26 protein-coding genes are annotated in these 25045 nt (G+C 55.7%); 16 read left to right on the forward strand and 10 right to left on the reverse strand.

What is annotated here, in order from left to right:
* Window positions 1-15 precede the first annotated feature (15 nt).
* From glyA to SH678x_RS02180, 6 genes are all read left to right on the forward strand, one after another.
* A complete protein-coding gene (glyA, locus tag SH678x_RS02155) occupies window positions 16-1284 on the forward strand; it encodes a serine hydroxymethyltransferase (RefSeq protein WP_496921243.1) in 1269 nt (422 codons plus the stop codon).
* Window positions 1285-1299: 15 nt separating this feature from the next.
* Window positions 1300-1599: a nucleotidyltransferase family protein gene (locus SH678x_RS02160; RefSeq protein ID WP_496921244.1), complete on the forward strand. Its 300-nt coding sequence runs from the start codon at window positions 1300-1302 to the stop codon at window positions 1597-1599.
* Window positions 1586-1933, forward strand: coding sequence for a HepT-like ribonuclease domain-containing protein (locus SH678x_RS02165; RefSeq protein WP_496921245.1), 348 nt, complete (start codon window positions 1586-1588; stop codon window positions 1931-1933). The genes SH678x_RS02160 and SH678x_RS02165 overlap by 14 nt, the downstream gene beginning before the upstream one ends.
* Before the next feature lie 6 nt (window positions 1934-1939).
* Window positions 1940-2371: a response regulator gene (locus SH678x_RS02170; RefSeq protein WP_496921246.1), complete on the forward strand. Its 432-nt coding sequence runs from the start codon at window positions 1940-1942 to the stop codon at window positions 2369-2371.
* Between the two features lie 134 nt (window positions 2372-2505).
* On the forward strand, window positions 2506-4335 hold the full coding sequence (locus tag SH678x_RS02175) for a tetratricopeptide repeat protein (RefSeq protein WP_496921247.1): 1830 nt from the start codon (window positions 2506-2508) through the stop codon (window positions 4333-4335).
* Window positions 4332-5141 (forward strand): alpha/beta fold hydrolase, encoded by an 810-nt coding sequence (locus SH678x_RS02180; RefSeq protein WP_496921248.1) that lies wholly within the window; start codon window positions 4332-4334, stop codon window positions 5139-5141. Before SH678x_RS02175 ends, SH678x_RS02180 begins: the two co-directional genes overlap by 4 nt.
* A 23-nt stretch (window positions 5142-5164) precedes the next feature.
* Here SH678x_RS02180 and SH678x_RS02185 read toward each other — a convergent pair whose 3' ends face one another.
* Entirely contained in the window at window positions 5165-5704 is a 540-nt protein-coding gene (locus SH678x_RS02185; RefSeq protein WP_496921249.1) for a DUF2617 family protein, read from the reverse strand.
* Between the two features lie 262 nt (window positions 5705-5966).
* Between SH678x_RS02185 and SH678x_RS02190 the strand changes: the two genes are divergently transcribed.
* From SH678x_RS02190 to SH678x_RS02225, 8 genes are all read left to right on the forward strand, one after another.
* Window positions 5967-6659: an endonuclease III domain-containing protein gene (locus tag SH678x_RS02190; protein WP_496921250.1), complete on the forward strand. Its 693-nt coding sequence runs from the start codon at window positions 5967-5969 to the stop codon at window positions 6657-6659.
* A gap of 192 nt (window positions 6660-6851) precedes the next feature.
* On the forward strand, window positions 6852-8261 hold the full coding sequence (locus SH678x_RS02195; protein WP_496921251.1) for a LysM peptidoglycan-binding domain-containing protein: 1410 nt from the start codon (window positions 6852-6854) through the stop codon (window positions 8259-8261).
* Window positions 8262-8433: 172 nt separating this feature from the next.
* Complete coding sequence (gene pyrE / locus SH678x_RS02200) at window positions 8434-8973, forward strand: orotate phosphoribosyltransferase (protein WP_496921252.1); 540 nt, start codon at window positions 8434-8436, stop codon at window positions 8971-8973.
* Between the two features lie 121 nt (window positions 8974-9094).
* A complete protein-coding gene (locus SH678x_RS02205) occupies window positions 9095-9769 on the forward strand; it encodes a DUF8091 domain-containing protein (protein WP_496921253.1) in 675 nt (224 codons plus the stop codon).
* A gap of 109 nt (window positions 9770-9878) precedes the next feature.
* On the forward strand, window positions 9879-10898 hold the full coding sequence (locus tag SH678x_RS02210) for a 3-oxoacyl-ACP synthase III family protein (RefSeq protein WP_496921254.1): 1020 nt from the start codon (window positions 9879-9881) through the stop codon (window positions 10896-10898).
* Between the two features lie 179 nt (window positions 10899-11077).
* Entirely contained in the window at window positions 11078-11452 is a 375-nt protein-coding gene (locus SH678x_RS02215; protein WP_496921255.1) for a GxxExxY protein, read from the forward strand.
* 52 nt (window positions 11453-11504) lie between these two features.
* Entirely contained in the window at window positions 11505-13328 is a 1824-nt protein-coding gene (gene pepF / locus SH678x_RS02220) for an oligoendopeptidase F (protein ID WP_496921256.1), read from the forward strand.
* Window positions 13329-13483: 155 nt separating this feature from the next.
* Complete coding sequence (locus tag SH678x_RS02225; RefSeq protein WP_496921257.1) at window positions 13484-14077, forward strand: hypothetical protein; 594 nt, start codon at window positions 13484-13486, stop codon at window positions 14075-14077.
* Between the two features lie 36 nt (window positions 14078-14113).
* Here SH678x_RS02225 and SH678x_RS02230 read toward each other — a convergent pair whose 3' ends face one another.
* Entirely contained in the window at window positions 14114-14683 is a 570-nt protein-coding gene (locus tag SH678x_RS02230) for a nucleotidyltransferase family protein (RefSeq protein WP_496921258.1), read from the reverse strand.
* 359 nt (window positions 14684-15042) lie between these two features.
* Between SH678x_RS02230 and SH678x_RS02235 the strand changes: the two genes are divergently transcribed.
* Together SH678x_RS02235 and SH678x_RS02240 are read left to right on the forward strand one after the other, a co-directional pair.
* Window positions 15043-17634: a DUF2339 domain-containing protein gene (locus SH678x_RS02235; protein ID WP_496921259.1), complete on the forward strand. Its 2592-nt coding sequence runs from the start codon at window positions 15043-15045 to the stop codon at window positions 17632-17634.
* 29 nt (window positions 17635-17663) lie between these two features.
* On the forward strand, window positions 17664-19055 hold the full coding sequence (locus SH678x_RS02240) for a DUF3999 family protein (protein WP_496921260.1): 1392 nt from the start codon (window positions 17664-17666) through the stop codon (window positions 19053-19055).
* Between the two features lie 7 nt (window positions 19056-19062).
* Here the strand turns inward: SH678x_RS02240 and SH678x_RS02245 are convergent, their stop codons facing one another.
* The 8 genes from SH678x_RS02245 to SH678x_RS02280 all read right to left on the reverse strand — a co-directional run bounded on the left by SH678x_RS02245 (window position 19063) and on the right by SH678x_RS02280 (window position 25028).
* Window positions 19063-20151 (reverse strand): HlyD family secretion protein, encoded by a 1089-nt coding sequence (locus tag SH678x_RS02245; RefSeq protein ID WP_496921261.1) that lies wholly within the window; start codon window positions 20149-20151, stop codon window positions 19063-19065.
* Between the two features lie 28 nt (window positions 20152-20179).
* A complete protein-coding gene (locus SH678x_RS02250; RefSeq protein WP_496921262.1) occupies window positions 20180-20935 on the reverse strand; it encodes an ABC transporter ATP-binding protein in 756 nt (251 codons plus the stop codon).
* Window positions 20936-20949: 14 nt separating this feature from the next.
* Entirely contained in the window at window positions 20950-22089 is a 1140-nt protein-coding gene (locus SH678x_RS02255; protein ID WP_496921263.1) for an ABC transporter permease, read from the reverse strand.
* Window positions 22086-22751 (reverse strand): CerR family C-terminal domain-containing protein, encoded by a 666-nt coding sequence (locus SH678x_RS02260; protein ID WP_496921264.1) that lies wholly within the window; start codon window positions 22749-22751, stop codon window positions 22086-22088. Before SH678x_RS02260 ends, SH678x_RS02255 begins: the two co-directional genes overlap by 4 nt.
* A gap of 157 nt (window positions 22752-22908) precedes the next feature.
* Window positions 22909-23757, reverse strand: a complete 849-nt coding sequence (locus tag SH678x_RS02265) for a DUF1559 family PulG-like putative transporter (protein ID WP_496921265.1) — start codon at window positions 23755-23757, stop codon at window positions 22909-22911.
* A gap of 4 nt (window positions 23758-23761) precedes the next feature.
* Entirely contained in the window at window positions 23762-24160 is a 399-nt protein-coding gene (locus SH678x_RS02270) for a hypothetical protein (protein WP_496921266.1), read from the reverse strand.
* Window positions 24157-24666 carry a PulJ/GspJ family protein gene (locus tag SH678x_RS02275; RefSeq protein WP_496921267.1) on the reverse strand — a complete coding sequence of 170 codons (510 nt, stop codon included), beginning with the start codon at window positions 24664-24666 and terminating at the stop codon, window positions 24157-24159. Before SH678x_RS02275 ends, SH678x_RS02270 begins: the two co-directional genes overlap by 4 nt.
* The gene (locus tag SH678x_RS02280) at window positions 24663-25028 is read right to left on the reverse strand and encodes a type IV pilus modification PilV family protein (RefSeq protein WP_496921268.1); all 366 of its coding nucleotides are present in this window, start codon (window positions 25026-25028) and stop codon (window positions 24663-24665) included. Before SH678x_RS02280 ends, SH678x_RS02275 begins: the two co-directional genes overlap by 4 nt.
* Between the last annotated feature and the right edge of the window lie 17 nt (window positions 25029-25045).

Genomic DNA, 25045 nt, shown 5'->3' on the forward strand with positions numbered 1-25045 from the left:
TGTTTTGAGGATTCGATGACCAATTTTCTTGCCGCGAATGATCCCGATGTCTGGTCCGCCATTTCCGATGAAATCACGCGTCAGCAAGACGGTCTCGAACTGATAGCCAGCGAAAACTATACGAGCCCGGCGGTGATGCAAGCCGCGGGGAGCGTGCTCACGAACAAATATGCCGAGGGTTATCCGGGCCATCGCTACTATGGCGGCTGCGAATACGTCGACGTGGTGGAAACGATCGCCATCGACCGGGCCAAGGAATTGTTCGGCGCGGAATACGCCAACGTGCAGCCCCACTCGGGGTCGCAAGCCAATGCGGCGATTTATTTCGCCGCTTTGCAACCGGGTGACACGGTGCTGGGTTTGGATCTGGCACACGGTGGGCATCTGACCCACGGCATGAAGCTCAATATGTCGGGCATGCTGTACAATTTTGTGAGCTACGGCGTGCGGCAAGACAATCATCGGATCGATTTCGAGCAACTTGCCAAGCTCGCGAAAGAACACAAGCCTAAACTGATTGTCGCCGGTGCGAGCGCTTATCCGCGCGAGATTCCTCACGACAAGTTTGCCGAGATCGCGCAAAGCGTCGGTGCGAAGTTGATGGTCGACATGGCCCACTATGCCGGCTTGGTCGCGGCGGGCTTGCACAATAGCCCCGTGCCGTTTGCCGACTTTGTCACTACGACGACGCACAAAACATTGCGCGGCCCGCGCGGTGGTTTGTGTTTGGCCAAGGCTGAATACGGCAAGACGATCAACAGCCGTGTCTTCCCCGGTTTGCAAGGCGGTCCACTGATGCACGTGATCGCTGGCAAGGCGGTTTGCTTCGGCGAAGCGTTGAAGCCAGATTTCAAGATTTACGCTCAGCGGATCATCGACAATGCTAAGGTACTCGCTGAAACATTGGCGGCAGGTGGTTTGCGGCTCGTGAGTGGCGGCACCGACAACCATTTGATGTTGGTCGACGTGACCCCCATGGGGATTGGCGGCAAGTTGGCCGAAACCGCACTCGACAAGTGTGGTATCACGGTCAACAAGAACATGATTCCGTTTGATGAACGCAAGCCGGTCGATCCGTCGGGCATTCGCATCGGCACCCCAGCGCTTTCGTCGCGAGGCATGGGCGAGGACGAAATGAAGTCGGTAGGACGCTGGATTTTGGAAGCCCTGCGTAGCCCCGAAGATCCACAGACTCACCAGCGCATTCGCGACGAAGTGCGCGTGCTGTGCGATCAGTTTCCGGTCCCCGCGGCAGCGTTGTGCGAAGAACTCACCTCGGCGTGATGATGAGGTTGGATTATGGCCACGGTCGCGATTGATATTCCGCAGCAGGTGATTGCCGAGTTTTGCCAGCGTCACCACATCGTCAAAATGGGCCTGTTTGGTTCCGTGCTGAGAGATGACTTTGGCCCGGCGAGCGACGTCGACGTGTTGGTTGAGTTCGATCCTCAGCATAATCCTGGGTTGGCATTTTTCGGAATGCAGGATGAATTGACCGAAATCTTGGGACGGCAGGTCGATATGCACACTCCCTTGGAGTTGAGCCGTTATTTTAAGCATGTCCTGCAAGAGGCTCTGACGATCTATGACGCGGCATAACGAGCAGATTACGCTTCGTCAGATGTTGGACATGGCCACCGAAGCCGTGAATTTTTGCCAGGGCCGAAGCGTCGACGACTTTGTCGAAGATAGGCTTTGGTGCCTCGCGATGGAGCGTTTGGTCCTTAATATTGGTGAGGCAGCCAATCGTGTTTCGCCTGCTGAGCAAGCTCAACTGCCGCAAATCCCATGGCCGCATATTATTGCGTTCCGAAATCGTGTGGTGCACGGATACGACTCGGTCGATTACAATCGCGTGTGGCAGATTCTGCAGCAGGATATGCCCAGCCTGATAAACGAACTTGAAAAACTCAATCTCCCCGATTTTCGATAATTCATCATGTCCAATAAAAATCGCGTATTGATCGCCGACGACAACGAAGCCAACGTCGAATTGTTGGAGGCTTATTTGGGTGGTCTCGATTTGGAGACCGCCGTGGCGATCGACGGTCAAGATACGCTCGATAAAGTGGCATCGTTTCAGCCTCATCTGATTTTGCTTGACATCATGATGCCGAAGCTGAGCGGATTTGAAGTTTGCCAGCGACTCAAGAGCGATCCCGCGACGAGCAGCATCATGATTTTGATGGTGACCGCTCTTAACGAGTTGGGCGACATCGAACGGGCAGTCGAAGCGGGGACCGACGATTTTCTCTCCAAGCCGGTCAATAAAGTCGAGCTCATCAAGCGGGTCGAGAACATGCTCAAGCTGCGCGACGTGAGCGACGAGCTCGAGCGACTGCGGCGGTATATCGAAGAAATGGAAAGTTGACCGCTAGCGATAGAGCTCTCTTGGGCCGATTTCCGTGGCCCTTGCCGAGGTGGCACAGGTCTGGTGCTGCTGAATTGCCACGATTGGGATATGATAGGAGTGTCAGTCGACGACATTCCTCACGAGGCAATTTCATGCGGATTCGCGCCTTTGTTGTCCTATCTCTGGTCATGCTGCTGAGCCATTCGGCGGATGCGATCGATCATAGGGTCGCGTTGCGCGCCGATCAAAGCCGAGCCGCTGGGGAAACAGACGACATTCAGAAATTGATTGCTCAACTGGGTAGCGACGACTTCACCAGACGGCGGGATGCGGAAGCTAAGCTTATTGAACTGGGTGGTGCGGCGTTTGATGCGTTGCAAGATGCGCAGACCGATCCCGATTTAGAGATTGCCACACAATCGCAATATCTGCTGCACCGCGTGCCGATCGATTGGGCCCGCGACACCGATGTTGAAGAAGTGCGCGAATTGATGGCGAATTATGCCAAGGTGAATGGTCGCGAGCGGCGCGAGATTGTCACGCAACTCAAGGATTTGAAAGCCGGGGCAGGTCTGGGAGCCTTAAGTCGCATAGCTCACTATGAATTGTCACCGGCACTGGCGAAGCACGCAGCACACGCCGTGTTGAGCGGTCGCAGTGAGCATGAAAAGAATGCCACAGCGCAGGCCAAGTTGATTAACACGGAGATCGGCGAAAGCCCGCGTGATTCGGCCGCCTGGCTTCGACTGTACGCCGCGCAGTTGAGCGATTCCGAGAGCGTCAACCCAGGATGGCTGAAGTTGATCGATGGCGAAATCGCGCAGATGAAAGAGGATCAGGACAGGACTAATCTGTCGACTCTACTGAAGTTGATGGAGTTTCACGTTCAGCTTTGCAAGGATCACGGCCAGGCGGAGGCGTTGTTTGAATCGCTGCGACGCCGCGTGGATTTGTTGATCGCTGAATTCGGCCAGGCACGAGAAGCAATCGCCCCAGACATTCAGTGGTGCATTAAGAACAAGCAATGGGCCGCGTTAGATTTGCTCGAAAAGCATTACGAGAAATTGATCAAAGACGACCGGTTGCTGTTGTATCTGGTCGCCGCCGCGCGGTCGGCGCGGGGAGATTCCACCGCCGCGCAAGAGTTTGCGGAACGTGCATATAAGCACGTGGCCGTCGGCCATAAAGATTCGGACTTGGAGGAGCGAAGTCACATCGGTGATTTGATTGCCGACTTGGGATATCACGATTGGGCCGAGCGTGAATGGCAGTTTGTGATTGAAAACGCGCCGCTAACGTCGACCGAATCGATGATCGCGCGGTCGTCGGTGGCGAATTGGTGCCTCCACGACCGGGGAGAAGATAAACAAGCCGCCGAATTGTTGGGGGAAGTTTGCGATGCCGTCGACAACGATGAAGAACTCAAAGCCGCGCTCCAGACGAATAGTGAGGCGAGCTACTACTTGAACAAAGTGCTCCGCACGCAGCGCGATTATTTCACCGCTTGCTATTTAGCGAGCGAGAAGGATTACAAAGGACAACGGAAATCACTCGAGCGGGCTTACAGCCGCAACCATAAAGACCCCGATGTGTTGATCGCCATGTATCGGTTGCAAGAATCTGACGACACGTATCGCGAGCGAGTCAAGGGCCGGATCGTACGCGCGCTGGCTGAAGTCGAGCAAGAGATCGAAGGCAATCCCGCCGAGCCGAATGGCTACAACCACTATGCCTGGCTTGTGAGCAACACCGAAGGGGATTACGACAAAGCGGTACGGTATTCGCTCAAATCGTTAGAACTCCGGCCCGAGACACCCAGTTATTTGGATACACTGGGCCGGTGTCACTTTGCCGCTGGGGATGTTGACAAGGCCGTGGAAGCTCAGCGTAAAGCCGTCGAGATGCATCCCAACGTCAAAGTGATGCAGAAACAGCTGGAAGTTTTTGAAAAGGCTCAGGCCGAGAAGAAAAAGAAATCATGAAAACAGCACAACTCGATAGCATCCGACTCGCCTACGAAGATCAGGGCACGGGACAGCCAGTTGTGTTTCTGCACGGCTATCCGCTCGATCACCGGATGTGGGGGCCGCAAATTGAAGCGCTGAGCAAGACGTGTCGCGTGATTGCCCCCGACTTGCGTGGTTTTGGTCAGAGCACGCAGGCTGCCGAAGATGCGGCGAGTGGCGTATCGATGAGCCAATATGCGGCAGACGTGGCGGAATTGCTCGATGCCATCGGTGTTAGCGAGCCGGTGATTCTGTGTGGTTTTTCGATGGGGGGGTACGTTCTATGGCAGTTCTTGCGACAGTTTCCTGAGCGAGTTAAGGCCATCGTGCCCTGCGACACGCGTGCGATTGCCGATACGTCCGAAGCACGCCAAGGCCGACTCAAGACCGCCGGTGAGGTTCTGAAAACGGGGATTGAACCCATCATCACCGCCATGCTTCCGAAGCTGTTGTGCGAAGCAACCAGGAATTCTCGCCCCGAGATTGTGGACGAGTTGACCAGCATCATGCGCAGCTGTTCGCCACAGGCGGTCGCGGCAGCGCTACGTGGCATGGCCGATCGGCCCGACGTGTCGGAGGAGTTGGAAAAAATCTGGCAGCCGACGCTGGTGTTGGTGGGGGCCGAAGACGCAATCAGTTCCCCGGACGAGATGCGAGGCATCGCCGATAAGATTCCCGGCGCGGAGTTTGTGGAGATCCCCCAGGCGGGACACATGACAACGCTCGAAAACCCCGAGGCGGTGAACGCTGCGCTCGTAGACTTTATTGGCCGACAAAGTTAGCCGACAGCGTTCCGCTGCCGTTCCTACGGCAAACGAAACATCGATTGAATTCGCAGCACGGCCGAATCATCCGGAAACGTGTGAAACGCTTGCACGCGGAATGATTTGTCGCGGGATTCAACGTTCATATAGCTAATCCCGCCGGCTTCGAAACGTCCGCTCGCTTCAAACTGGTGCAGCATTCCATTGCGCGCGGCCTGTAGGGATAGCTCTTTCTGATAGGCTCGCAGCTTTTCTGACGAAGCGTTTTCGAGCGAGAACGACATTTCGTATGTGATTCCGCCGTGGCATTCGAGTCGATCTTCACGGCTCGCACGGACGCGGTGCGACATGAGCCGGCGCTTCTCGGGCATTTCCAAATGGGCTGAGGTGGCCACTTCGGTAAGGAGCGAATCGCCAACCTTCCAAGCGACTAAGTGTCCAGTGCTTGTGATTCGCACGCTCGCCTCGTACTTGCCGCGTTGGAAAGTACGAGTCTCGTGGATGTCGAACAATTCGGGATGAATCGAGCGGCCATAAAGCTGCAGAACCAATTCAGCCACTTTGGGTCGGACGGAAAGCACGGCAAAACTCGCGGGTTGATATTTATGCAGTTGCCCTGATGATATCCCAATTATAGTTGTCGAGTCGGCGCATCTCAAAGGGGAAAGTTTTGTAATGATATTAGAGTTGGATTCTCTCTTGACAAGTGCGCGGTTGGTAAGCCTCAAACAACAAAATCTGGAAAACGAAAACTGCTAGCAGAATGTCAAACAACGAAATACAGAGTCTCAAATCTTCTCTGCGATACTCTGCACCTCAGCGAGCTCTGCGTTAAAATAATTCATGTCCTACACCGCGCACCAAGTTTACAAACATCTTTTCCAAGTGCTTGGTCCACAAGAGTGGTGGCCAGGGGAGACACCGTTTGAAATTATGGTCGGCGCGATCCTTGTGCAGAACACCGCGTGGAAGAACGTTGAACGCGCAATTACCAACCTCAAGCAAGCCAAGGTACTCACGCCGAAAAAATTATACGCACTCTCGACCGAAGAGTTGGCCGAGTTGATTCGCTCGGCGGGTTATTTCCGGATCAAGGCTAAGCGGCTTCATAATCTGGTGAAGTTCTTCGTCGAGCGCTATCGCGGTTCGATCGCGACCATGCAGAAAGTGGACACGCAACGACTCCGCGAAGAGCTACTCGCCGTGAACGGCATAGGGCCCGAGACGGCGGATTCGATCCTGCTCTATGCCGTGGGAAAGCCGGTGATGGTGGTCGACACTTACACCCACCGCATTTTTGCCCGGCATGGTTGGGTCACGCACGGTACGGCGTATCACCCGTTGCAGGAGCATCTCACCGGCCAACTGCCGACCGATGCTGTCATCTTCAATGAATTCCACGCCCTTTTGGTACATGTGGGGCATCATTACTGTAGTCCCGTGCCGCGTTGCGACGAATGTCCTTTAAGAGGGATGCTACCAAAGAGCGGGATTGTCGCGCCGCTCACAGGCGGTGCCAGCATCTCGAAGCGGTAGCTTGCTAGCAGTCGCTCAAGTGTGCTTATCGACGCTTGCGTTTGTGTGCAAGACTGATCTGGCCTTGCTAACGCCGTTTGCCTATCATCCGCCGCTACTCGCCGGGCGCTGGCGGGTATTGTTATTTTGTTTTGCGAATGTGGTGCCGCGCAACACACATTCGCTGGGCTTGCTTGTGATGGAGTACAAGCCGTGAATTCCATTCGACCACTTATCACGATTTCGATCCTGGGCATTGTTGGTCTCGTGCTGTACATGAAGATCAACGAAACCGAACCGGTGATTCCCACCGGCGCCGCCGATTGGGATATGTCTGGCAATCTCGACATCGGCAGTGTTGATGTCGGTGGCACGGGCGACTTGGGCGGAATCGAAATCGGCGGTGCGCCGACCGATTCGATGGCAGCAACTGCCGCGCCGGCAGCGGTATCCGCGGCGCCTGCTTTTAACGCCAGTGGTAGTACTGCCCCGAGCTACGCGCCAGCTCCTTCTTTCTCGGCGGATACAAGGTCAGAAGCTCCGCCTGCGTTTGTGCCCAACACAACGGCCCCAGCGGCTGAACCTAATTTGGATATCGCAACCAACGATGTTGAGGCTGAAGTCGCCGCCGCACCTGTGGCCGACACAAAAGCGACCGATTCGTCGAAACTTCCACCGTTGCCCGCACTGCCTGCCATGGCTGCCGGAGCGGCTGCGCTAGCTAACGAAACCTTGGGCGATTCCGCCTCGAATTCTAGCGCACCTGTTGATGTTCCTTCATCAATCAGTGAGTCAAGCACAACCGACGCTGCCTCGCCTGCAACTCAAGCTGCCATTCCGTCAGGTTTTGACACTCAAGCTCCGATCACTCCCACTGAATCACCTGAAGCCGATGCCAAGACCACGGCTGGTCAGGCCTCGCTCTTTGCCGCCACGCGACTTGCCGTGCAATCGGCTTTGGATCGTGGTGAGTTGTCGCAAGCCTTATTGTTGCTCTCCGATTGGTACGGCGATCCGTCGCTCTCCGCCGCGGAAGCCAACGAAGTGCAAGACCTGCTGAGCCAACTCGCGGGGAGCGTGATTTATTCGACCGAACATCGGCTCGAGCCGCCGTACATGGTGCAAGCGGGTGAGAAGCTCGAAGACATCGCTCAGAAGCACGATATTCCCTGGCAACTTCTGGCCAAGATCAATGGCATCGCTAATCCCGACCAATTGCAAGCTGGCCAGCAATTAAAAGTCTTGCGGGGACCCTTCTCGGCACGCATCGACCTGAGCGAACGCCAAATGGTGTTGATGCTCGGCCGGCGCTACGCGGGACAATTCACACTGGAAGTCGATCCGGCCACCTCGATCGAAGAAGGCTACTGGGCCGTCGATCAAAAATTGCTGACCCCGGGTAACGTGGGGATGCTCAACTCGGCCACAACCCCGAGCGAAGAACGCAGCATTTTGCTGACCAACGCCGGTGCCGCGGCCGGCCAAGTTACGATTCTACGTGGCGCGGGAGCGTCGTCCGCGGGAACCGATTCCGCGGGCCGCGTGATCCAATTCAAGGGTAACGACGTCGAGGACGTATACGACATTCTTACGCTCGGCTCGCAGGTGATGATCCGGCGGTAAAGACGATTTGGTTTACAGGAGGTAGCAGAGGGAGCAGAGCCAGTATTCCCGAGACTCTGGACTTTCCGCTCTTGGCTAACTAGATTCTTCGGTCGGCGAGCCTCTCTCAGAATGACTTGTCGATTGAGCGCGCCAATTTGTTTTCTCTGCTAACTCCTGTAAAAAAACCAGTATGTACGACCGACAAGCCCTCGCCGATCTGATCAAACAAAAGGCCCTCAAGTTTGGCGACTTTACGCTCGCCTCGGGCAAGAAGGCCAGCTTCTATCTCGATTGTCGGCAGGTGACACTCGACGCGCAAGGGGCCCAGCTCATCGGCGCGGGGATGCTTAAATTGCTCAAGGATGACATGCCCGACTTGGTGGGTGGCATGGTCATTGGGGCCGATCCCATCACGGCCGCGATTCTTACATTGGCGGGTATTAACAAGACTCCCTTGCGGGGGGTAATGGTCCGTAAGGAACCCAAAGGCCACGGTCTGGGGAAACACGTCGAAGGGCCATTCAACGAAGGCGAAGAACTGGTCATTGTCGAAGACGTGGTTACGACGGGTGGCTCGTCTTTGAAAGCGATCGAGCACTGCGAGGCGGTGGGACTCAAAGTGAAGCGAGTGCTGGCGATCATCGACCGCTTGGAAGGGGGCCGCGAAGCCTTCGCCCAGCGGGGCTATGAACTGACGACGTTGTTCACGATCAAAGATTTTGGAATTTAAGAGTTCAACGCAGAGCACGCCGAGAGGCAAAGTTTCGCAGAGGAAGATTATTTTCGAATAGTTTTGAATGCTCTGCGGCCCTCTGCTCCCTTGCGACCTCTGCGTTTACTACCCTCGAACTATGGAAACATCCCTCCATCGCCAATTGAAGCAGCATTACGCGACCAATGCTGATCGCTGCGAAGTTTCGATCGCCGGTTATCGCATTGATGCCGTCTACCGTGGGCGATTGATCGAAATTCAGCACGGCTCCCTCTCCGCGATTCGGGACAAGATCGCCGCGCTGTTGGTGGATCATTCGGTTACGGTAGTCAAGCCGATTGTCGCGATCAAGCAATTGGTGAAACTCGACAAGCGCGGTGGCTCTGAGATCAGTCGGCGTTTGAGTCCCAAGCGTGGCGTAATCCTTAACCTGTTCGACGAGTTGGTGTACTTCACGCGCGTATTTCCGCACAAACGGCTAACACTGGAAGTCGCTTTGGTGGAAGTTGAAGAGTTGCGCTATCCCGGGCATGGCCGTCGTCGTCGGCGCCGCGAGAATGATTTTCAGATCGCCGATCAGCGACTGTTGCGCATTGTCGAAACCCGACAGTTCCGCACACTGGCCGATCTCCGCCGTCTGTTGCCCGCGGAATTGCCCCCCACGTTTCACACGGGCCACCTCGCGTCGTCGATGAAAATCCCACGGGGGATCGCGCAACGAATCACCTATTGCCTGCGGGAAACCGGCGGTGTCCGGGTCGTCGGCAAAGAGGGGAACTCGATTCTCTACCGCTATACCCGTCGCGCGGCGTAGTCGAGCTTGCACCGGCGCTGCCCAGAAGGCGGCGAATCTGTTACCATTTAAACTTTCCCTTTCAACGATTGCGGTGCCTTTTTAACGGCGCATTGAATAAGGTTCTTCCATGAGCGAATCCACGCCTCCCGCGCGAAAACCGCCGATTCGGCAGCTCATGGGAGTGCAAATCATTGGCACGGGAAGTTTTGTGCCCGACAACATTGTCACCAACGAGGATTTGGCTTCGCTGGGTTGTGATGCCGACTGGATCATCCAGCGGACGGGCATTCGCGAACGTCGGCATGCGCCTCCTGGTATGACAACAAGCGATCTGGCCGTGAAGGCGGCGGAGCGCTGTCTGGCTGCGGCGGGGGTGAGTCGCGACGAAGTCGATTTGTTGATCGTCGCGACCTTATCGCCTGATCAGCTTTTGCCCGCTACGGCAACGCGAGTGCAGGATCGACTTGGTTTGTGCTGCGGGGCGATGGATCTTTCGGCGGCGTGTTCCGGTTTCGTCTACGCACTCACCACGGCGATGCAGTTTGTGGCCACCGGGGCGAGCAAGCGGGCACTCGTGATTGGTGCCGATGCGAATTCCCGCGTGGTCGATCCCGAGGACAAGAAAACCTATCCGCTCTTTGGCGACGGGGCAGGGGCGGTGCTGCTGGCCCCCGGCAGTCCCGAGCAAGGGGCCCTTGCCTACACTCTTGGGGCCGATGGCTCAGGAATTGAGTTGCTCTATCGCCCCACGGGCGGTGCAATGGATCCGTTTGAATCATGCGACCCAAAGCAGCGCGGCTGGTTCATGAAGATGGACGGCAAGCCTGTGTTCAAGTGGGCCGTGCGGCTGATCGAAGATTGCTCGAAAGATATTGTGAAGTCCGCGGGTCTGGAACTCGCCGACATCGATTGGTGGCTGTTGCATCAAGCGAACGTCCGTATTCTCGATGCCGCGGTGCAGGCTCTTGAGATTGACCGCGAGCGGGTCGTGATGCATCTCGATCGCTACGGCAATACCTCCGCGGGAAGTATCCCCATCGCGCTCGACGAAACTGTCCGCGCGGGGGGCATTCGCCGCGGCCATCATCTGCTGCTCTCCGGCTTCGGCGCGGGTCTCACCTGGGGGACGATGGCGTTTCGTTGGTAGGAAGGCTATTAAACGCAGAGGTCGCGATGATGCCAAGTTGTCATTCCGAGGGAGCCTAAGCGATTGAGGAATCTGGCCCGCTCCAGAGCGCCGCTGTAGAATCATGTTTTTTAAGCCACGGATGAACACAGATTAAACATGGAAGAGGGGCCAAATGTAGACTTTCTTCCGGAGTTTCTATGATTCTCGTACACGCTGAAATCACAGAACAGATTATCGGGGCAGCGTTTGAGGTTTATAAAGTATTGGGTTATGGCTTTCTCGAGCGTGTTTATCAGCGAGCTATGCAGGTAGAGTTGAGGTTGCGTGGTCTACAGTGTGAACTTGAACGACGAATTGATGTGCAATTTAAAGGCGAGTTAGTCGGAGACTATTCGGCTGATCTATTTGTCGAAAATTGTGTCCTGGTGGAGCTAAAAGTCGCGAAAACTTACAGGCTTGACGATGAACCTCAACTTTTGAATGAACTCAAAGCAACTGGCGTCAAAGTTGGCCCTAATAAACTTTGGTCGAACACAAGTCGATTTCAAGCGAATGGTATTTTGAATTTGTAGCCGTGTTTAATCCGTGTTTTTCCGTGGCTCTCCTGATGAATGGATGCTCCCAATGACCGCGACCAGATCAAAACCTAAGAAATCGCTCCTTCCCACACGTGACAAAGTCAAAGTTGCCGACACTTGGAATCTGGACTCACTCTATCCCAACGACGAAGCGTGGGAGAAAGATTTCACCGCCTGGGAGAAGCAAATCAAACGGTACGCCGCGTTTCAGGGGAAGCTCGGTTCGGGTGCGGATCAGATCGCTGAGTGTTTGAAGTTCGACGTGAAATTCGATCGTCAGGCCGAGCGACTGAGCACCTACGCATTTCTCAAAACGACCGAAGACACGGCCAACAGCACCTATCAGCGGATGGTGGGTCGCTTTCAACATGCCGCGAGCGAAGCAGGCCAAGCGGCGAGCTACATTCGCCCCGAGATCATGGCGATTCCTCCGAAAAAGTTCGATGAATTCTTGAAGTCGAAGTCGCTCGCGCCATTTCGTTTGACGCTCGAACGGATGGTCCGCTACCGACCCTACACGCTTTCCAACGCCGAAGAAAAACTTTTGGCCATGCAGAGCCAAATGTCGGATACGGCCAATCACACGTTCCGCCAGTTGACCGACGCCGATTTTAAGTTCGGCATGGTGAAGAACGAAAAAGGGGAATCGATCGAGTTATCGCACTCGTCGTACTCGGCGCTGTTGCATTCGCCGAAGCGCTCGGTTCGCAGCGCAGCGTTCCATCAGTATTACGAAGTTTATGCCAATCACGAGAACGCTTTGGCCGCGACGCTCAGTGGCAGCGTGCAGCGCGATGTTTATTACGCCAAGGCACGCGGTTACAGCAGTGCAATCGAGGCGGCCTTGTTTCACGACGACGTGCCACTCTCGGTGTACGACAATCTGATCGCGGCCGTGCGCGGCAAGCTGCCGGCTTTGTATCGCTATTACGATCTGCGTCGGCGAAAGATGAAGATCAAAGATATTCATCACTATGACACCTACGTGCCGATTCTGAGCGATCTCGATCAGAAGCGCAACTGGCAACAGGCGGTCGATACCGTGATCGCTTCGCTGGCGCCGCTCGGCAACGAGTACACTAGCGTGCTCGAACGAGGGCTCACAAGCGACCGTTGGTGCGACCGCTATCCCAATCGGGGGAAACAAAGCGGAGCGTTCAGCTGTGGTTCGTTCGATGGCGCGCCGTACATCATGATGAACTATCAGCCGACGGTGCTCGATCACGTGTTCACGCTCGCCCATGAGGCGGGGCACTCGATGCACAGCTATTACTCGGCCAAGAGCCAGCCGTTTCAGTATTACAACTATGTGATATTCGTGGCCGAAGTGGCGAGCACGTTCAACGAGCAGCTGCTGAGTCGCCACTTGATGAACAATGCTGCTAACACCGAAGAGCGTGCCTACTTGATCAATCGCGATATCGACGCGATTCGCGGCACGATTATTCGTCAGACGATGTTCGCTGAATTCGAGAAGATCATTCACGCCCTGGCCGAGGCGGGCGAGCCGCTCACGATTGAGTGTTTCAAGAACGAGTACTACAAACTGCTCGAAGCGTATTTCGGTCCCGACTTCGTTCTCGACGAGCAATTGAAGCTCGAGTGTTTGCGCATCCCCCATTTCTATCGAGCGTTCTACGTCTACAAATACGCCACGGGCCTGTCTGCGGCGATCGCGCTCTCCGAACGCGTGGTTCATGGCGGCAAGGCGGAACTGAACGATTATCTTTCGTTCCTCAAGGGAGGCTGCTCGAAGTTCCCGCTCGATCTGCTACGCGATACCGGGGTCGACATGGCAAGCACCACGCCAGTGGACACAGCGCTCGCGCGATTTGAATCGCTCGTGGATGAGTTGGATGGGTTGTTGTAGCGCGAACCAATTCACCTGTTTTCTTTGCATAGCGACGAACAAGACGAGCATCCACGCGGTTGTGATTGAAATCGAGTGATGTCGGTCTTGATCTTCTTCGGCCGGTCGGCCTATATTTTGGCTCTGACTTAAGTTTCGCAACAAGGAGGTGGCTCGTGACGTTCATGACACGGATTGTGTTTTCTATTCTCGCTTGTTTGGCCGTGGAATTGCACGCGGTCCAGATTCCTGTCGCTAGCTACACTCTTTCAGGCAGCGATGTCGGCGGGAATTACTCAGACAGCACCGGCAGTGAACTCACCGACGACATCGACGCCAATATCGCCTGGGGAAATGGCATCTCAATCGGTGTTGGCGACATCGGGCCACTCGTGGGCTGGTCCAATAATAATCCCACGATCCAGTTCAACTTCGCCGGACTGGTGAATGTTGGGGTCTTGGAAATTTGGTTCGCCGACAGCGATGGCTCTGCCGGCGTCGCAATGCCCTCGGCCGTGACGTTAAGTACATCGGGTGGCTATTCACAAGCCTTTCCTATCATCGATCCCCCCGGCAATGGCGCGACGGTGCCCGTCCTCGTTACGGGGCTGAATCTCATGACGGATAATCTGACGCTTGTCGCCACGGGCACCCAGCAATGGACGATGCTTTCCGAAGTGCGATTCTTCGAACAGGTTGTGCCTGAACCGACGGGTTTGATGCTCGGAGCACTCGCATTGGTGTCACTAGCCATGTCGCGGTCCCGATAGGTAATCATCCACCATCACGAGTGCCCAAGTAAGCGTTCACTCGCCACGGGCGTTGGCCAGAAGTTGCCGAAATGTTGGTTGCAAAGATGTATGCAGCTTTCTGGCGAAAGAGCTGTTGAGATTGTGCTTGGCGATTAGCTCGACGACGTCGGCAAAGTCTTTGTGCATCCGCCGAGCGTTGCCTTGGCCACACGCGATCTTGGTTTCGATTAAGCGTGCGAGCGTAAGGACTGGGAGCCCTTCGAGGTTGGTCACCGAGTTTTCGTCAGCCGGGTCGGGTAAGCGAACTTCTGAACCAACACCGGCCTTGTCGCCCGAGAGCAGAAATTGCAAGATCACGCCCGAGGGGGCGACAAACTGTTTGTTAGGCGCATCCCACTCCCAACCGGCAGCAGTCAGTGATTGGCGAATTACATCGGCGTCTTCTGCTCGGATTAATAAGTCGACGTCGATCGTGTTGCGTTGATAGCCGTGGAGGCAAACGGCAACTCCTCCAACGATGGCATGTGGGAGGTGATGGTTCGCCAGCAATTCATGCGAAGCGACCGCCGCGTTCCAGAGGGGCTCATTTCCCAACATCGCGTAAATCCTTTGGGCGGTAAGCATCGAAAACCCTGAGTGCCAACAACAGTAATGGCTTAATCATAAATTGAATCTAAGCAGTTAATTCTAGCATGCCTGGGAAGCATGTGAATCTACGACGTAATTGGCCCTTTCGGCGGAAATAAAAAGCGGCCCAATTTCTGGCAGCACCTTGCACAAACCATCGCCTCGGAAAGCACTGCCTTACAGGAACTACACACCCAAGCGGCGGGGCGGGCGAGCAGGTCATCAAGCAAATTGCTGAATAAGTCATGGCTTCGCCGGACTTCTCTTGGACGTTATCGCTTTCCCGTGGTAACCTGCTCGGTTGGTAACCACCAGAACGGACTTTGCGCCGTTCGTCTCCAATCTCGGGCGCCACCATGGAAGAAGTGTTTTTAGTTTTTCTCGGCCTCGGCGCGTTGGCCGTCGTCTTTATTGTTCCCATCGTCAACTTCTTTCGTTTGCGAGCGATTCAAGAAGATCAAGCGACGGGATTCAATTCGCTTCGCTTGGAGATTGGGCGGCTACAAAAGAAGCTGGCGGAACTGGCGGCTGCCCCGGCTCCACCCGCGCCTACTGTAACACAGCCAGTGGTGGAACCAACGGTTGCTGCGACTCCGGCAGAAGAAAAAACAACACAGCCAGTCGCCGAAGAGGAACCAAAAGTCGAAATCGTCTGGCCCGATCCGCAAGGACCCAAGCCGCTACAACCGGCGGCCCCTCGAACTGTAAAACTGCCGCAGCATCTCACCGGCCAAAAGGTCCCCGAGTTCGCGGCGGCATCGCCTGCTTCCACCGAGCCAGCCAAACCTGTATTTTCGACGCGCCCGGTTTTTGAACCGTTGCCGCCGCGGGAGCCAAGTCGCTTTGAAGTCGCTGCGAAGGAAACACTGCACAAGATTTGGAACTGGATCATCGTCGGCGAGGAGCATGTCCCCGCGGGTGTGTCGATGGAGTTCGCCATCGCGAGCCAATGGCTGTTGCGGATCGGCGTACTCTTGGGCTTGGTGTTGGTCGGCTATTTTCTGACGTATTCGATCAAGAACGGTTGGCTTGGTCCGCAAGCACGCGTGATGTTGTCGACCGCCACCGGCTTGGTGCTGCTAATCGCGGGCACACGCATCCTTGGCAAGAAATATCACGTGATGGGCCAAGGGCTCATGGGGGCGGGGCTCGCGACGTTGTACTTCAGCGTGTTCGCCGCGTCGAACATGTATCATCTGATCCCCGCCATGCCGGCCTTCATCGCGATGATTGCGGTCACGGTCCTCGCGGGGGGAATCGCCGTTCGCTTCAATTCGATGCTTGTGGCGGTGCTCGGCATCATCGGCGGCTACGGCACGCCCTTGATGCTCTCCACGGGGGCGGTCGATTTCGTTGGCTTGTATGGTTACATGCTGGTGCTGGGCATCGGCGTGCTGGGGATCTGCTATTGGAAGAACTGGCCGCTGGTAAATTACCTCAGCTTCTTTGCCACGTATGCAATGTTCTTCGCCGCGATGCGCGCCTATACGCCCGAGCATTTCCATGAAGTGATGCCGTTTGTCGTCGCGTTCTTTGTGTTGTTTTCGACGATGATCTTTCTTTACAAAGTCGTGCGAGGAGCGAAATCGAATCTGCTCGACTTGGTGGCGCTCTACATCAATGCCGGCGTGTTCTTTATCGTCGGATCACGCTTGATCGAAGAAATCCACGGCCGACGGTGGGTCGCGGCGCTTACGCTCGGCTTGGTCGCCTTCTACACGGCACATATCTACTTGTTCCTACGGCGTAAACTGATCGATCGCGAGTTGCTCGTGTCGTTGTTTGGTCTGACCGCATTTTTCCTGTCGATCACCATGCCGCTGGTGCTCTCGAATCAACGGATCACCGCGAGTTGGGCGATCCAGGCGGTCGTGTTCCTGTGGATTGGCCAGAAAATCGGCAGCCAGTTTGTCCGGCAAATTGGGCTGCTGTTATTTGCTTTGGTGCTGGGGCGGTTTTGTTTTCTCGACCTGGGCAGACAGTTTGCCGGCGGTATTGCCACCACAGCGGACATGGCTTGGCAAGACTATCTGGTCGCGCTTGTGGAGCGTGCCGTGGCCTTTGGAATTCCGATTGCGTGCTTTGGCATTGGCTACCGCATGCTCAGCCGTGAACCTGCACCCGAAGAAGGGATCATCGCTCGCGGGAATGATGTGCCGTCGTGGATGGGAAAAGCCACGACGCTGCACGTGCTGATCGTAGCCGCCATGGTAATGGGCTTTATGTATTTGCATTTGGAACTCAATCGCACGGTGGGCGTGTTCTATCCCCCGGCTCGGCTGCCGGTGCTGACGATGTTGTGGATCGGGCTGAGCGCGTTTTTCCTGATGCAGTACGTTCGCGCAGGGGGCGCGGTGTTTCTCGGTTTGTTCGTCTTGGCGATGGTGGCCGTGGTGGGGAAGTTGCTCGGCGTCGATTTGCCATCGTGGGGTGTGAATGAGAGGTTGCTTTATGCTCCACCGTATTCGTTCCGCGATGCGTTGATGCGTTTGATCGATTTCGGCGCGATCATTGGCTTCTTCGGCGGGGCCTATGCCATCTTCCGCAACCGCCAAACCGTAATCCCAATTCGCGACCTGCTGGGGCTCGCGAGTTTAGCGATGCTATTTTTCTATCTTACGCTCGAAGTGAACAGCTTTTTGTACGATGCCTACCCCGGCTTGCGGGCGGGAGGGGTGTCGGTGTTATGGGCGATTTTTGGCTTGGCGATGATTTGGCGGGGGATCAGCAAGAACATTGCCACACTTCGCTATTTGGGCCTGGCGCTGTTTGTCATCGTGACCGGCAAGATCTTTTTCAACGATCTCGCACGGCTGGAACAGTTTTGGCGGATGGTCGCGCTGGTGCCCTTGGTGATACTGTTCTTGGCAGGCTCGTTCTTATACCTAAAATTCAAGGAGAATTTTGCCGTGGCCGACTCAACCACGCCGTCGGACGACCTTCCTTGATATCTAACTTAACTATGCGGAGCAGAAACATGATACGAATTGCGGTTCTCTTCGCGTTATTGGGGGGCTGTGCCAGCGCGTCTTTCGCCGCGGATGTTTACTACGTGAAGGACATTGAGCTTCCTGCAATCGAGAGCGAGGAACTGCTTTCAGTAGCGCTCGATAGCGATGTCTATGCCCACAGCCAGACGAACTATCACGACTTGCGTTTGCTCAACAGTAAGAACAAGGAAGTCGCCTACCTCGTGCGGCGTGGCCAGACGAAGCGGAGCCGCACGATCGAGCAAACCTGGACCGCCGAGCATTTGTCACTCAAACCAGACGAAGATGGCAGTCTCAAAATTACCTTTGTCACCGACACGGAAAAACATCCCCAGCCGCCGCAGGGGATCCGTCTGTTTTCACCGCTCTCGAATTTCGAGCATCGTGTGAAAGTGGAAAGCTCCACCCACGGACACAATTGGGTGACGCTTATTGAAGATGAGCTGATCTTTGATTATTCGCAGTTCATGGATGTGCGGAACGTCACGATCGATCTTCCGAAGATCGACGACCAGCCACGGTTTTTCCGGCTCACGATTGCCGACGTGACCCAGGAACAACAGTCGCAGCTGTTGGAGCTTTCGCGGAACTTACAAGGAGATGATGAAACCAGCCGCACCGAACGGATGACGATCAAGCGTCAGCCGTTTCGCATCGACCGCATCGAACTGTGGACCGACAAGGTTCAGCAAGACCTTGCCGTGGATAGTCAGGAGGCTTATCCCGTAAGCGTTGATCCCGCTGAACCCACAACCAAGGATAAACAGACATTTGTCTATTTGAAAACCAAGAACGAGCCACTCACTCGATTCAGAGTCGCAACCGACACCACGAACTTCAGTCGTCCCGTGACCGTTGAGATTCCTGAACCCGGCACGACGCCGCAGAGTTGGCGAGCGATCGGGTCGGACACAATCTCGCGAATCGACTTCCGCACGCTCAAGCGAGCATCGCTCGATGTGACTTTCCCAGAAACGCGGTCTGCAGAATATCGGCTGGTGATCGATAATCGCGACAGCCCGCCGCTTGATATCACGGGCGTGACCGCCGAGGGGCATGAGTATGAAGTGCTATTACTGGCCGACCCGCAGGAAAAATATCGACTCGCTTACGGTGACACGCGACTATCCAGCCCGAATTACGATACGGCTGCGCTCGCCGAATCGCTCAAAGCAGGTTTCACGGCCTTGGTTGGGACGCTTGGCGCAGCCAAGCAAGTCGAGATTCCCCCCGAGGCCATCGTTCCCGAATCATTTTTTAAATGGTTCGTGAACAGTTCGCTTGCGATGACCACGGTCATCTGCGTGCTGGTCGTGGTGTTGGCAATGGCGTTGTATCGCGCCACGCGGCATCTGGACGACATCAAGGAATCGCCGTAATTATTGCTCAGCGTTTGGCGACTTCGTTCGTGGGCGAAGTCATTTCACCGGCACCTTGCTTGGCGTTGATAAAAACGTCGATCTGCTGGCCGACAAAAAGTCGTTTGCCCTTGGTATCGATGGCGTAGATCACTTGTAGCACGCGAGTATCGACGCGCTCGGTGTTGTCGCCGGTGAGCGATTTCTTGGGGACAACATAAGGCTCGATCCGCACGAATCGCAGCGGAAAGAATTCGTTCGGCTGGCCTTTGAGCGTCGCCCGGGCTTCGGCATCGGTGAAAAAGCGCGGGATGTCGTATTCGTCGATGTCGACGCGGACGTGCAATTGCGTGACATTGCCCAATACAACAAGCGCCTGGCTGGCGGGAGCGGCCACGAATTCACCGGGGCGGACGTTGACCTGCAACACTTCGCCATCCACAAGTGCTCGCACGACCAAACGATCCAATTCGGTCTGGGATTCATTAACTTGAGCTTTGGCGTTGTCGATGGCGGCTTGGGCCACGCGCTTGTCGTACTCCCAAGCACCGGCTTTGAGCAAATCATACTCAGCGACCGCGCTGTTGTAGCGCTCGCGAGCTTGCACTTCTTGTTGTTTGCGGACGATAAACTCTTCCTCGGGCATGGCCTTCCGATTGAAGAGCTGCTCGCCGCGCGAGGCTTGCTGTTGCCAGTTCTCCCAATCGGCCTTGGCTTCCAGAACTTTCGCTTCAGCGCGAGGCAGTTCTTCGGTGCGCGGCTGCGCTTCAAGGCGTGCCAGTTGAGCTTCGGCATCGGCGAGGCTCGCCTGGCGGATTGCGAGCTCCGCCTGACGTTGACGGTCATCCAAACGGAACAACGGATCGCCAGCTTTGACTTTCTGACCAACTTGGGCCATCACTTCGACGACCACTCCCGGCACGGGGGTGCCCATGGAGATGTTCTCGGTTTGCGGCTCGACCATGCCGGCCCCCGCCACAGTGTTGGGGAACGGATTCACGGCGGGCTGTATCGGAGGCGGCAACTCCGGAAGCCGCGTGCGGGCACTCATCAAATAGTTGGTCGCAAAGATAATAAGCCCAAGTGCGATCAGCGGTAAACCAAATTTCGTAAGCATGGGAGTCAGATTCAATTGTCCAAAAGTGTTATACGAGTTGACCTTCAACGAACTGCTCATCATCGGTCATAGAACCATTTGATTCGCGGTGTTCGAGTGAAACAATCCGGCCATCGTCCATGCGGGCCATCGTGTCGGCGAATTCAAAAATACGACTATCGTGGGTCACGATAATCACGGCGCGGTCTCCTTCGACGGCGATGCTGCGCAGAAGTTCCATGATCGTATGGCCCGTCTTGGCATCGAGCGCGGAAGTCGGTTCGTCGCACACGAGCAGGCGAGGGTGATGCACCAGCGCCCGCGCGATCGCGACGCGCTGTTGCTGACCGCCGGAAAGTTTTCCCGGTAGGTTATTGATTCGCTCGCCCATCCCCATTTTTTCCAGCAGCGACACAGCCGAGGCGACCGCCTGGCGTTTCGATTGGCCTTTGATTACCAACGGTACCGCCGCGTTTTCAGCAGCGGTCAGCGCGGGGAGCAGATTGAACTGCTGAAACACAAAGCCAACATTGTCGCGCCGAAACGCGGTGCGCTGCCAGGACGTGAGCGCGGTGAGGTCGGTTCCTAACGCGTTTACGGTACCGCTCGTGGGTTTCAAGATCCCGGCGAGCACGGAAAGGAGCGTGGTCTTGCCGCAACCGCTGGGGCCGACGAGCATGGTGAGCTTACCCGCGTAAACGTCGAGATCAACGCCGCGCAAGGCGTGCACTTCGGCATTGCCGCTGCCATAGATTTTGGCAACTTTGCGGCAAGAGATCAGCGGTGTGGTTTGTGAAATTTCCATCGATCGTAAAATGCTTATCCTTGGAACACGACGGCCGGTTCAACGACCATCACGCGGTACATGCTCAACAAGCTGGACAGGATGCTAATTGCCCCCACGGCAACGGCGGTTCCGATGAACACTTCGGCGGGCATGTAGAAAGCCAACCGCGAACCGGGCGCATTGGCAACAATGCCAAACCAAGTGGCCCCGCCAATTCCCAGGCCAAAACCGATGAAGCTCACCAAGAGTGCCTGGAGCAGGATCATGCTGAGCAGCATCAGATTGCCGGCCCCCATTGCTTTAAGTGCGCCATACTGTTTGATGTTTTCGATCGTGAACAGATAAAAGGTCTGGGCCGCGATGGCCGTGCCCACGATAAATCCGAGCGCGACCGTAATCCCGAAGTTGAAAGGGATGCCGGTCTTCCGCATGAAATAATCCATCGTGACCCATTCAAATTGTTTGCCGGTCAGCGCTCGCATGCCGGTTTGCTTTTCGATCCGTCGGCAAACTTCGTCGACGTCCGAACCTTCGGTCACGTCGGCGAGCACAAAGGAAAGGACCTTGCGCTCGGGAGGGACAAACTGCAAGGCTTGCGAATATCGGGTGTAAACAACCGGGAATGTCTGGAACGTGCGGCTCGAACGACAGATGCCGACGATCTCGGCTTCCTTGTCATTCATTTCAAATCGTTTGCCGATATGCGGTTTTTCGCCGGGCCATAGCAATTGATAACCTTCGTAATCCATGATCACCGCGTCGGGCCTGCGCAAATCGAACACGCTGCCGATCATCATGTCGGGCGGCGCGCCCACCAGCGTGGCGTCGTCGAGGCCGAGCAAAATCGTTTGCTGGAAATTGCCATCTTCCAAGCGGGATCGTGTGAGGCCTTTGTAAAGCGGCACGGCCCAAGCCACGCCGGGCACACCGCGCACGGTATAGAGATCGCTATCGGAAAGCGGCTTAACGTCGTCAATGAATTGCACGTTGCCATCCATCACCCAGATGTCGGCCCCTTGGATGTCGCGAATCTGTCCGCTCGTTTGCAGCATCAGTCCACAAAAGATCGATGTTTGCTGCGCGATCAACAGCGTGGCGAAGGCAATTCCCAGGATGATGCCCAGATATTTGCCTTGATTGCCGGTCAGCATTTTCAGGGCGATCCAGTTCATCGCTCGACCTCCCCGAGCAACGCAGTGGTTTGATCAACACACGCCCGAGCTTGGATCGCCGCGAGTGAAAAATTGGTCACGTGTCTGGCGAGTTTTTCCACGTCATACGATGCATATTCGTCAACAACAATTAAGCTGCGGATCACTCCGTCGGCAAAAAAGTAAAACAAACATTGGCCGACGATACTGAAGGCCGTCAGGTGGAGCTCTTCTTCGGAAATATCATCCGGTAACAGCTCGCGCAAGATGCCGTTGAGAATTTCTAACTCGGGCCGAATACTAGAGCGGGCAAGTTCAGCGCACGCGGCGGTCGGGTGCAAGACTTCGCGCAACACGAGCCGTGGCTGCCAAACGTCGCCGGGATCGCTTAGCACCCGGCGGAAGAACGTAATGATGAAGTCCGCCAGCTTTTGCGTCGCTGGTGTCGTTTCATCCCAGCCCGGGAGCTTGACCTTTTCGATGCACCACCGATGGGCTCGCAGCACCGTTTCGATGTAGAGTCGTTCCTTGTCGCCGAAGTGGTAATTGACCGCAGCGAGGTTAGCGCCGGCTTCCTGGCAGATGTCCCGAACGGTGGTGCTTTCAAAGCCCCGCTCGGCAAACATAATGCCGGCAGCTTCGATAATGCGTCGTTGGGTCGATTCTAAGTCGTTGTCAGACATTGGTTTGCGATGTAAAACGAGTGATTAAAACACGTGTTTCAATCAATTGTATCATCGGTAACCGCAGAGGCAACGATAAGCTAAACAGAATTGCGGAGAACCACAGGGATAAAACTTTCTAATAGCCGCGATTCAACGAATCGCAGGGAAATTCCGCTTAGTACCGGCTTTGCAAGGTGCCGTCTGCACGATGGCCAAGTTGCCGGAGGATTTCGGGTTCGGTGTCCTCGGTGAGTGAATGCACCGATCCGTCGGCCAAAACCGTTTGCACCGTACCCGGATGGGCGCTGCTGAATCCACCCACTTCCAGAGGGCCAAGCTCGGGGAGTTCCGGCTCATCGCGCCGCCACCGCCGCGCGTTGAGCTTGCTTGTGTTGCGGAGGGTGGAGCGCGTGCCACTGACCCAACCTAGCGTGTTCTCGTCGCGAGTTTCGCCAAGCAAAAGCGTTTGCGAACTTCCATCCTTTATGTCCGTATAGCGAATCGCGCTGTTGAGAAACAACAAGCCATGATTGTCGGCATCGATGGGGGCCTCAACATCGTTGTGACAACCGGTGTAGGTGCTGACCGCAGCGAGCTTATCTTCGGAAAGTTCATTTCCCGGAAATGAGGGGCAAGTAAAGACGTCAACTGGGACGGCCCGTACGGGTGCATTGACCGGCGCGTATGCCCCCGCTTCGATATCGAAGGCTTGATAGGCCGTATCCATTTCGATGTACGGTAGGATCTGTACGAGCCAACTCACATGCTGCCCATCGGCTTCGCTGCGAATCGGGCCTTCGGGATTGATCACCCCGGCGGGTAAATGCTCAACCGCGAACTCGTAGTTATGCACGCCGAGTCCCAACTGGGCCAAGTTGTTGACGCAAGAAGTTCGACGAGCGGCTTCGCGAGCCGCTTGCACGGCTGGCAAAAGCAAAGCGACCAGGATGCCGATGATGGCGATCACGACCAAAAGTTCGACGAGCGTAAAGCCGTGCCGAGAATGATGGGATTTTATGTTCATGGATCTATTCCTCTCGAATGAGTGAAAATGTGTACGAACGCCGAATTGACTGTGGCGAATCGGCAGGGAGTTGTGCGATGACATGGACTTGGGCGGGCTGATCGTTGTTAGAAGCTTCAACATCGATTTTCACCACGGCGGATTCGCAGCCCGGTATCGCATCACCGGTGAGTTCCCAGGTTTCGCCGGAGTAGTCTACATCCTCAGTCAGTTGCCCTACCGCGCGTTGCACACCCGCGGCCAAGAGAAACTCGGTTTGGCTAAGCTGCAGATCTTGGCGTGCTGCCTGACGGGCGGCAAGCGCCGTCTTGAGCATCGACGCGGCGATACCCATCACGATGGCGAGGCATGCCAGTACGCAAATCAAAATTAGACCGGATTGTCGGCGGCGGCGCTGCCTCATGGGGTGCCTCCCAAATTGCTCACCATCTGCGAAAAGCAGCTAATGTGGGCCGTGACGTGCAGCACGATTTTTGGCGGTTCGCTGGCAACTTTTGTTTCGCGGGTCACTTGCAAATCCAGCATTTCCGGTGCGGCGGTAGTTGTGATGGTCGCGTGATAATCGGCGGGCTTCTTGTAAAACTCGCGTTGCGTTTGTTCGTCGGGGATTTCCGATTCGCGAATGAATTCAGTGTCGGCGATGGTGTAACGAACGACTCGTTCGTTGGGCATCAGGAAGTCGAGTCCCAAAGGCTCTTGTGTCAGTTTGGCCGATTGGGCTTCATGAGCATCGCGGCGAAGATCATGCGACAAGCGAGTCAGCGACCGCATCGTGTCGGCTTGCTCGCGACAATCGCTATCAATTCGCATAGCCCGATGCACCGCGCCGGTGGCAAGTGTCAACAGCACCGTGCTCACTGCCATCGCGGCAGACATTTCAACAAGCGTAAAGCCGCGTCGTTTGTTCATCGCGTGTCCTCCGAAGATTCACTCAGCCAACCCACAAGCCGCAGTGGTTCTGGCTTTCCCGCGCGGTTCCAATTGATTTCCAACACAACGCGAGGTCCAAACTCATCCACGATCTTGCTGCCTGACAACTTGGCATCTGACAAAGTGGCCTGAATCGCCGCGGAAACTTCCAGGTTGCCCAAAGCTTCGTCCAGCGTGGCTTCATCAAGCAGCGTGAGTCGCTCCAATTGATTGGTGAGCTCATCCGCGGCGAGCTTGTAGTGCTGCGAATCCTGCCACAGTTTTCCACTGCGGAACGACAATGTGGCGAGCAGTGACAAGGCCGTGATCAAAATCCCCGCCGCGACGACAAGCTCTGTCATGGCCAAGCCAGAGCGAT

The organism is Bythopirellula superficialaquae (assembly GCF_059632245.1).

What these genes read in the sequence shown, in the direction of transcription:
- glyA (WP_496921243.1), top strand. Translation starts at nt 16, where the DNA reads ATGACCAATTTTCTTGCCGCGAATGATCCCGATGTCTGGTCCGCCATT.
- SH678x_RS02160 (WP_496921244.1), top strand. Translation starts at nt 1,300, where the DNA reads ATGGCCACGGTCGCGATTGATATTCCGCAGCAGGTGATTGCCGAGTTT.
- SH678x_RS02165 (WP_496921245.1), top strand. Translation starts at nt 1,586, where the DNA reads ATGACGCGGCATAACGAGCAGATTACGCTTCGTCAGATGTTGGACATG.
- SH678x_RS02170 (WP_496921246.1), top strand. Translation starts at nt 1,940, where the DNA reads ATGTCCAATAAAAATCGCGTATTGATCGCCGACGACAACGAAGCCAAC.
- SH678x_RS02175 (WP_496921247.1), top strand. Translation starts at nt 2,506, where the DNA reads ATGCGGATTCGCGCCTTTGTTGTCCTATCTCTGGTCATGCTGCTGAGC.
- SH678x_RS02180 (WP_496921248.1), top strand. Translation starts at nt 4,332, where the DNA reads ATGAAAACAGCACAACTCGATAGCATCCGACTCGCCTACGAAGATCAG.
- SH678x_RS02190 (WP_496921250.1), top strand. Translation starts at nt 5,967, where the DNA reads ATGTCCTACACCGCGCACCAAGTTTACAAACATCTTTTCCAAGTGCTT.
- pyrE (WP_496921252.1), top strand. Translation starts at nt 8,434, where the DNA reads ATGTACGACCGACAAGCCCTCGCCGATCTGATCAAACAAAAGGCCCTC.
- SH678x_RS02205 (WP_496921253.1), top strand. Translation starts at nt 9,095, where the DNA reads ATGGAAACATCCCTCCATCGCCAATTGAAGCAGCATTACGCGACCAAT.
- SH678x_RS02210 (WP_496921254.1), top strand. Translation starts at nt 9,879, where the DNA reads ATGAGCGAATCCACGCCTCCCGCGCGAAAACCGCCGATTCGGCAGCTC.
- SH678x_RS02215 (WP_496921255.1), top strand. Translation starts at nt 11,078, where the DNA reads ATGATTCTCGTACACGCTGAAATCACAGAACAGATTATCGGGGCAGCG.
- pepF (WP_496921256.1), top strand. Translation starts at nt 11,505, where the DNA reads ATGACCGCGACCAGATCAAAACCTAAGAAATCGCTCCTTCCCACACGT.
- SH678x_RS02230 (WP_496921258.1), bottom strand. Translation starts at nt 14,683, where the DNA reads ATGCTTACCGCCCAAAGGATTTACGCGATGTTGGGAAATGAGCCCCTC.
- SH678x_RS02235 (WP_496921259.1), top strand. Translation starts at nt 15,043, where the DNA reads ATGGAAGAAGTGTTTTTAGTTTTTCTCGGCCTCGGCGCGTTGGCCGTC.
- SH678x_RS02240 (WP_496921260.1), top strand. Translation starts at nt 17,664, where the DNA reads ATGATACGAATTGCGGTTCTCTTCGCGTTATTGGGGGGCTGTGCCAGC.
- SH678x_RS02245 (WP_496921261.1), bottom strand. Translation starts at nt 20,151, where the DNA reads ATGCTTACGAAATTTGGTTTACCGCTGATCGCACTTGGGCTTATTATC.
- SH678x_RS02250 (WP_496921262.1), bottom strand. Translation starts at nt 20,935, where the DNA reads ATGGAAATTTCACAAACCACACCGCTGATCTCTTGCCGCAAAGTTGCC.
- SH678x_RS02255 (WP_496921263.1), bottom strand. Translation starts at nt 22,089, where the DNA reads ATGAACTGGATCGCCCTGAAAATGCTGACCGGCAATCAAGGCAAATAT.
- SH678x_RS02260 (WP_496921264.1), bottom strand. Translation starts at nt 22,751, where the DNA reads ATGTCTGACAACGACTTAGAATCGACCCAACGACGCATTATCGAAGCT.
- SH678x_RS02265 (WP_496921265.1), bottom strand. Translation starts at nt 23,757, where the DNA reads ATGAACATAAAATCCCATCATTCTCGGCACGGCTTTACGCTCGTCGAA.
- SH678x_RS02270 (WP_496921266.1), bottom strand. Translation starts at nt 24,160, where the DNA reads ATGAGGCAGCGCCGCCGCCGACAATCCGGTCTAATTTTGATTTGCGTA.
- SH678x_RS02275 (WP_496921267.1), bottom strand. Translation starts at nt 24,666, where the DNA reads ATGAACAAACGACGCGGCTTTACGCTTGTTGAAATGTCTGCCGCGATG.
- SH678x_RS02280 (WP_496921268.1), bottom strand. Translation starts at nt 25,028, where the DNA reads ATGACAGAGCTTGTCGTCGCGGCGGGGATTTTGATCACGGCCTTGTCA.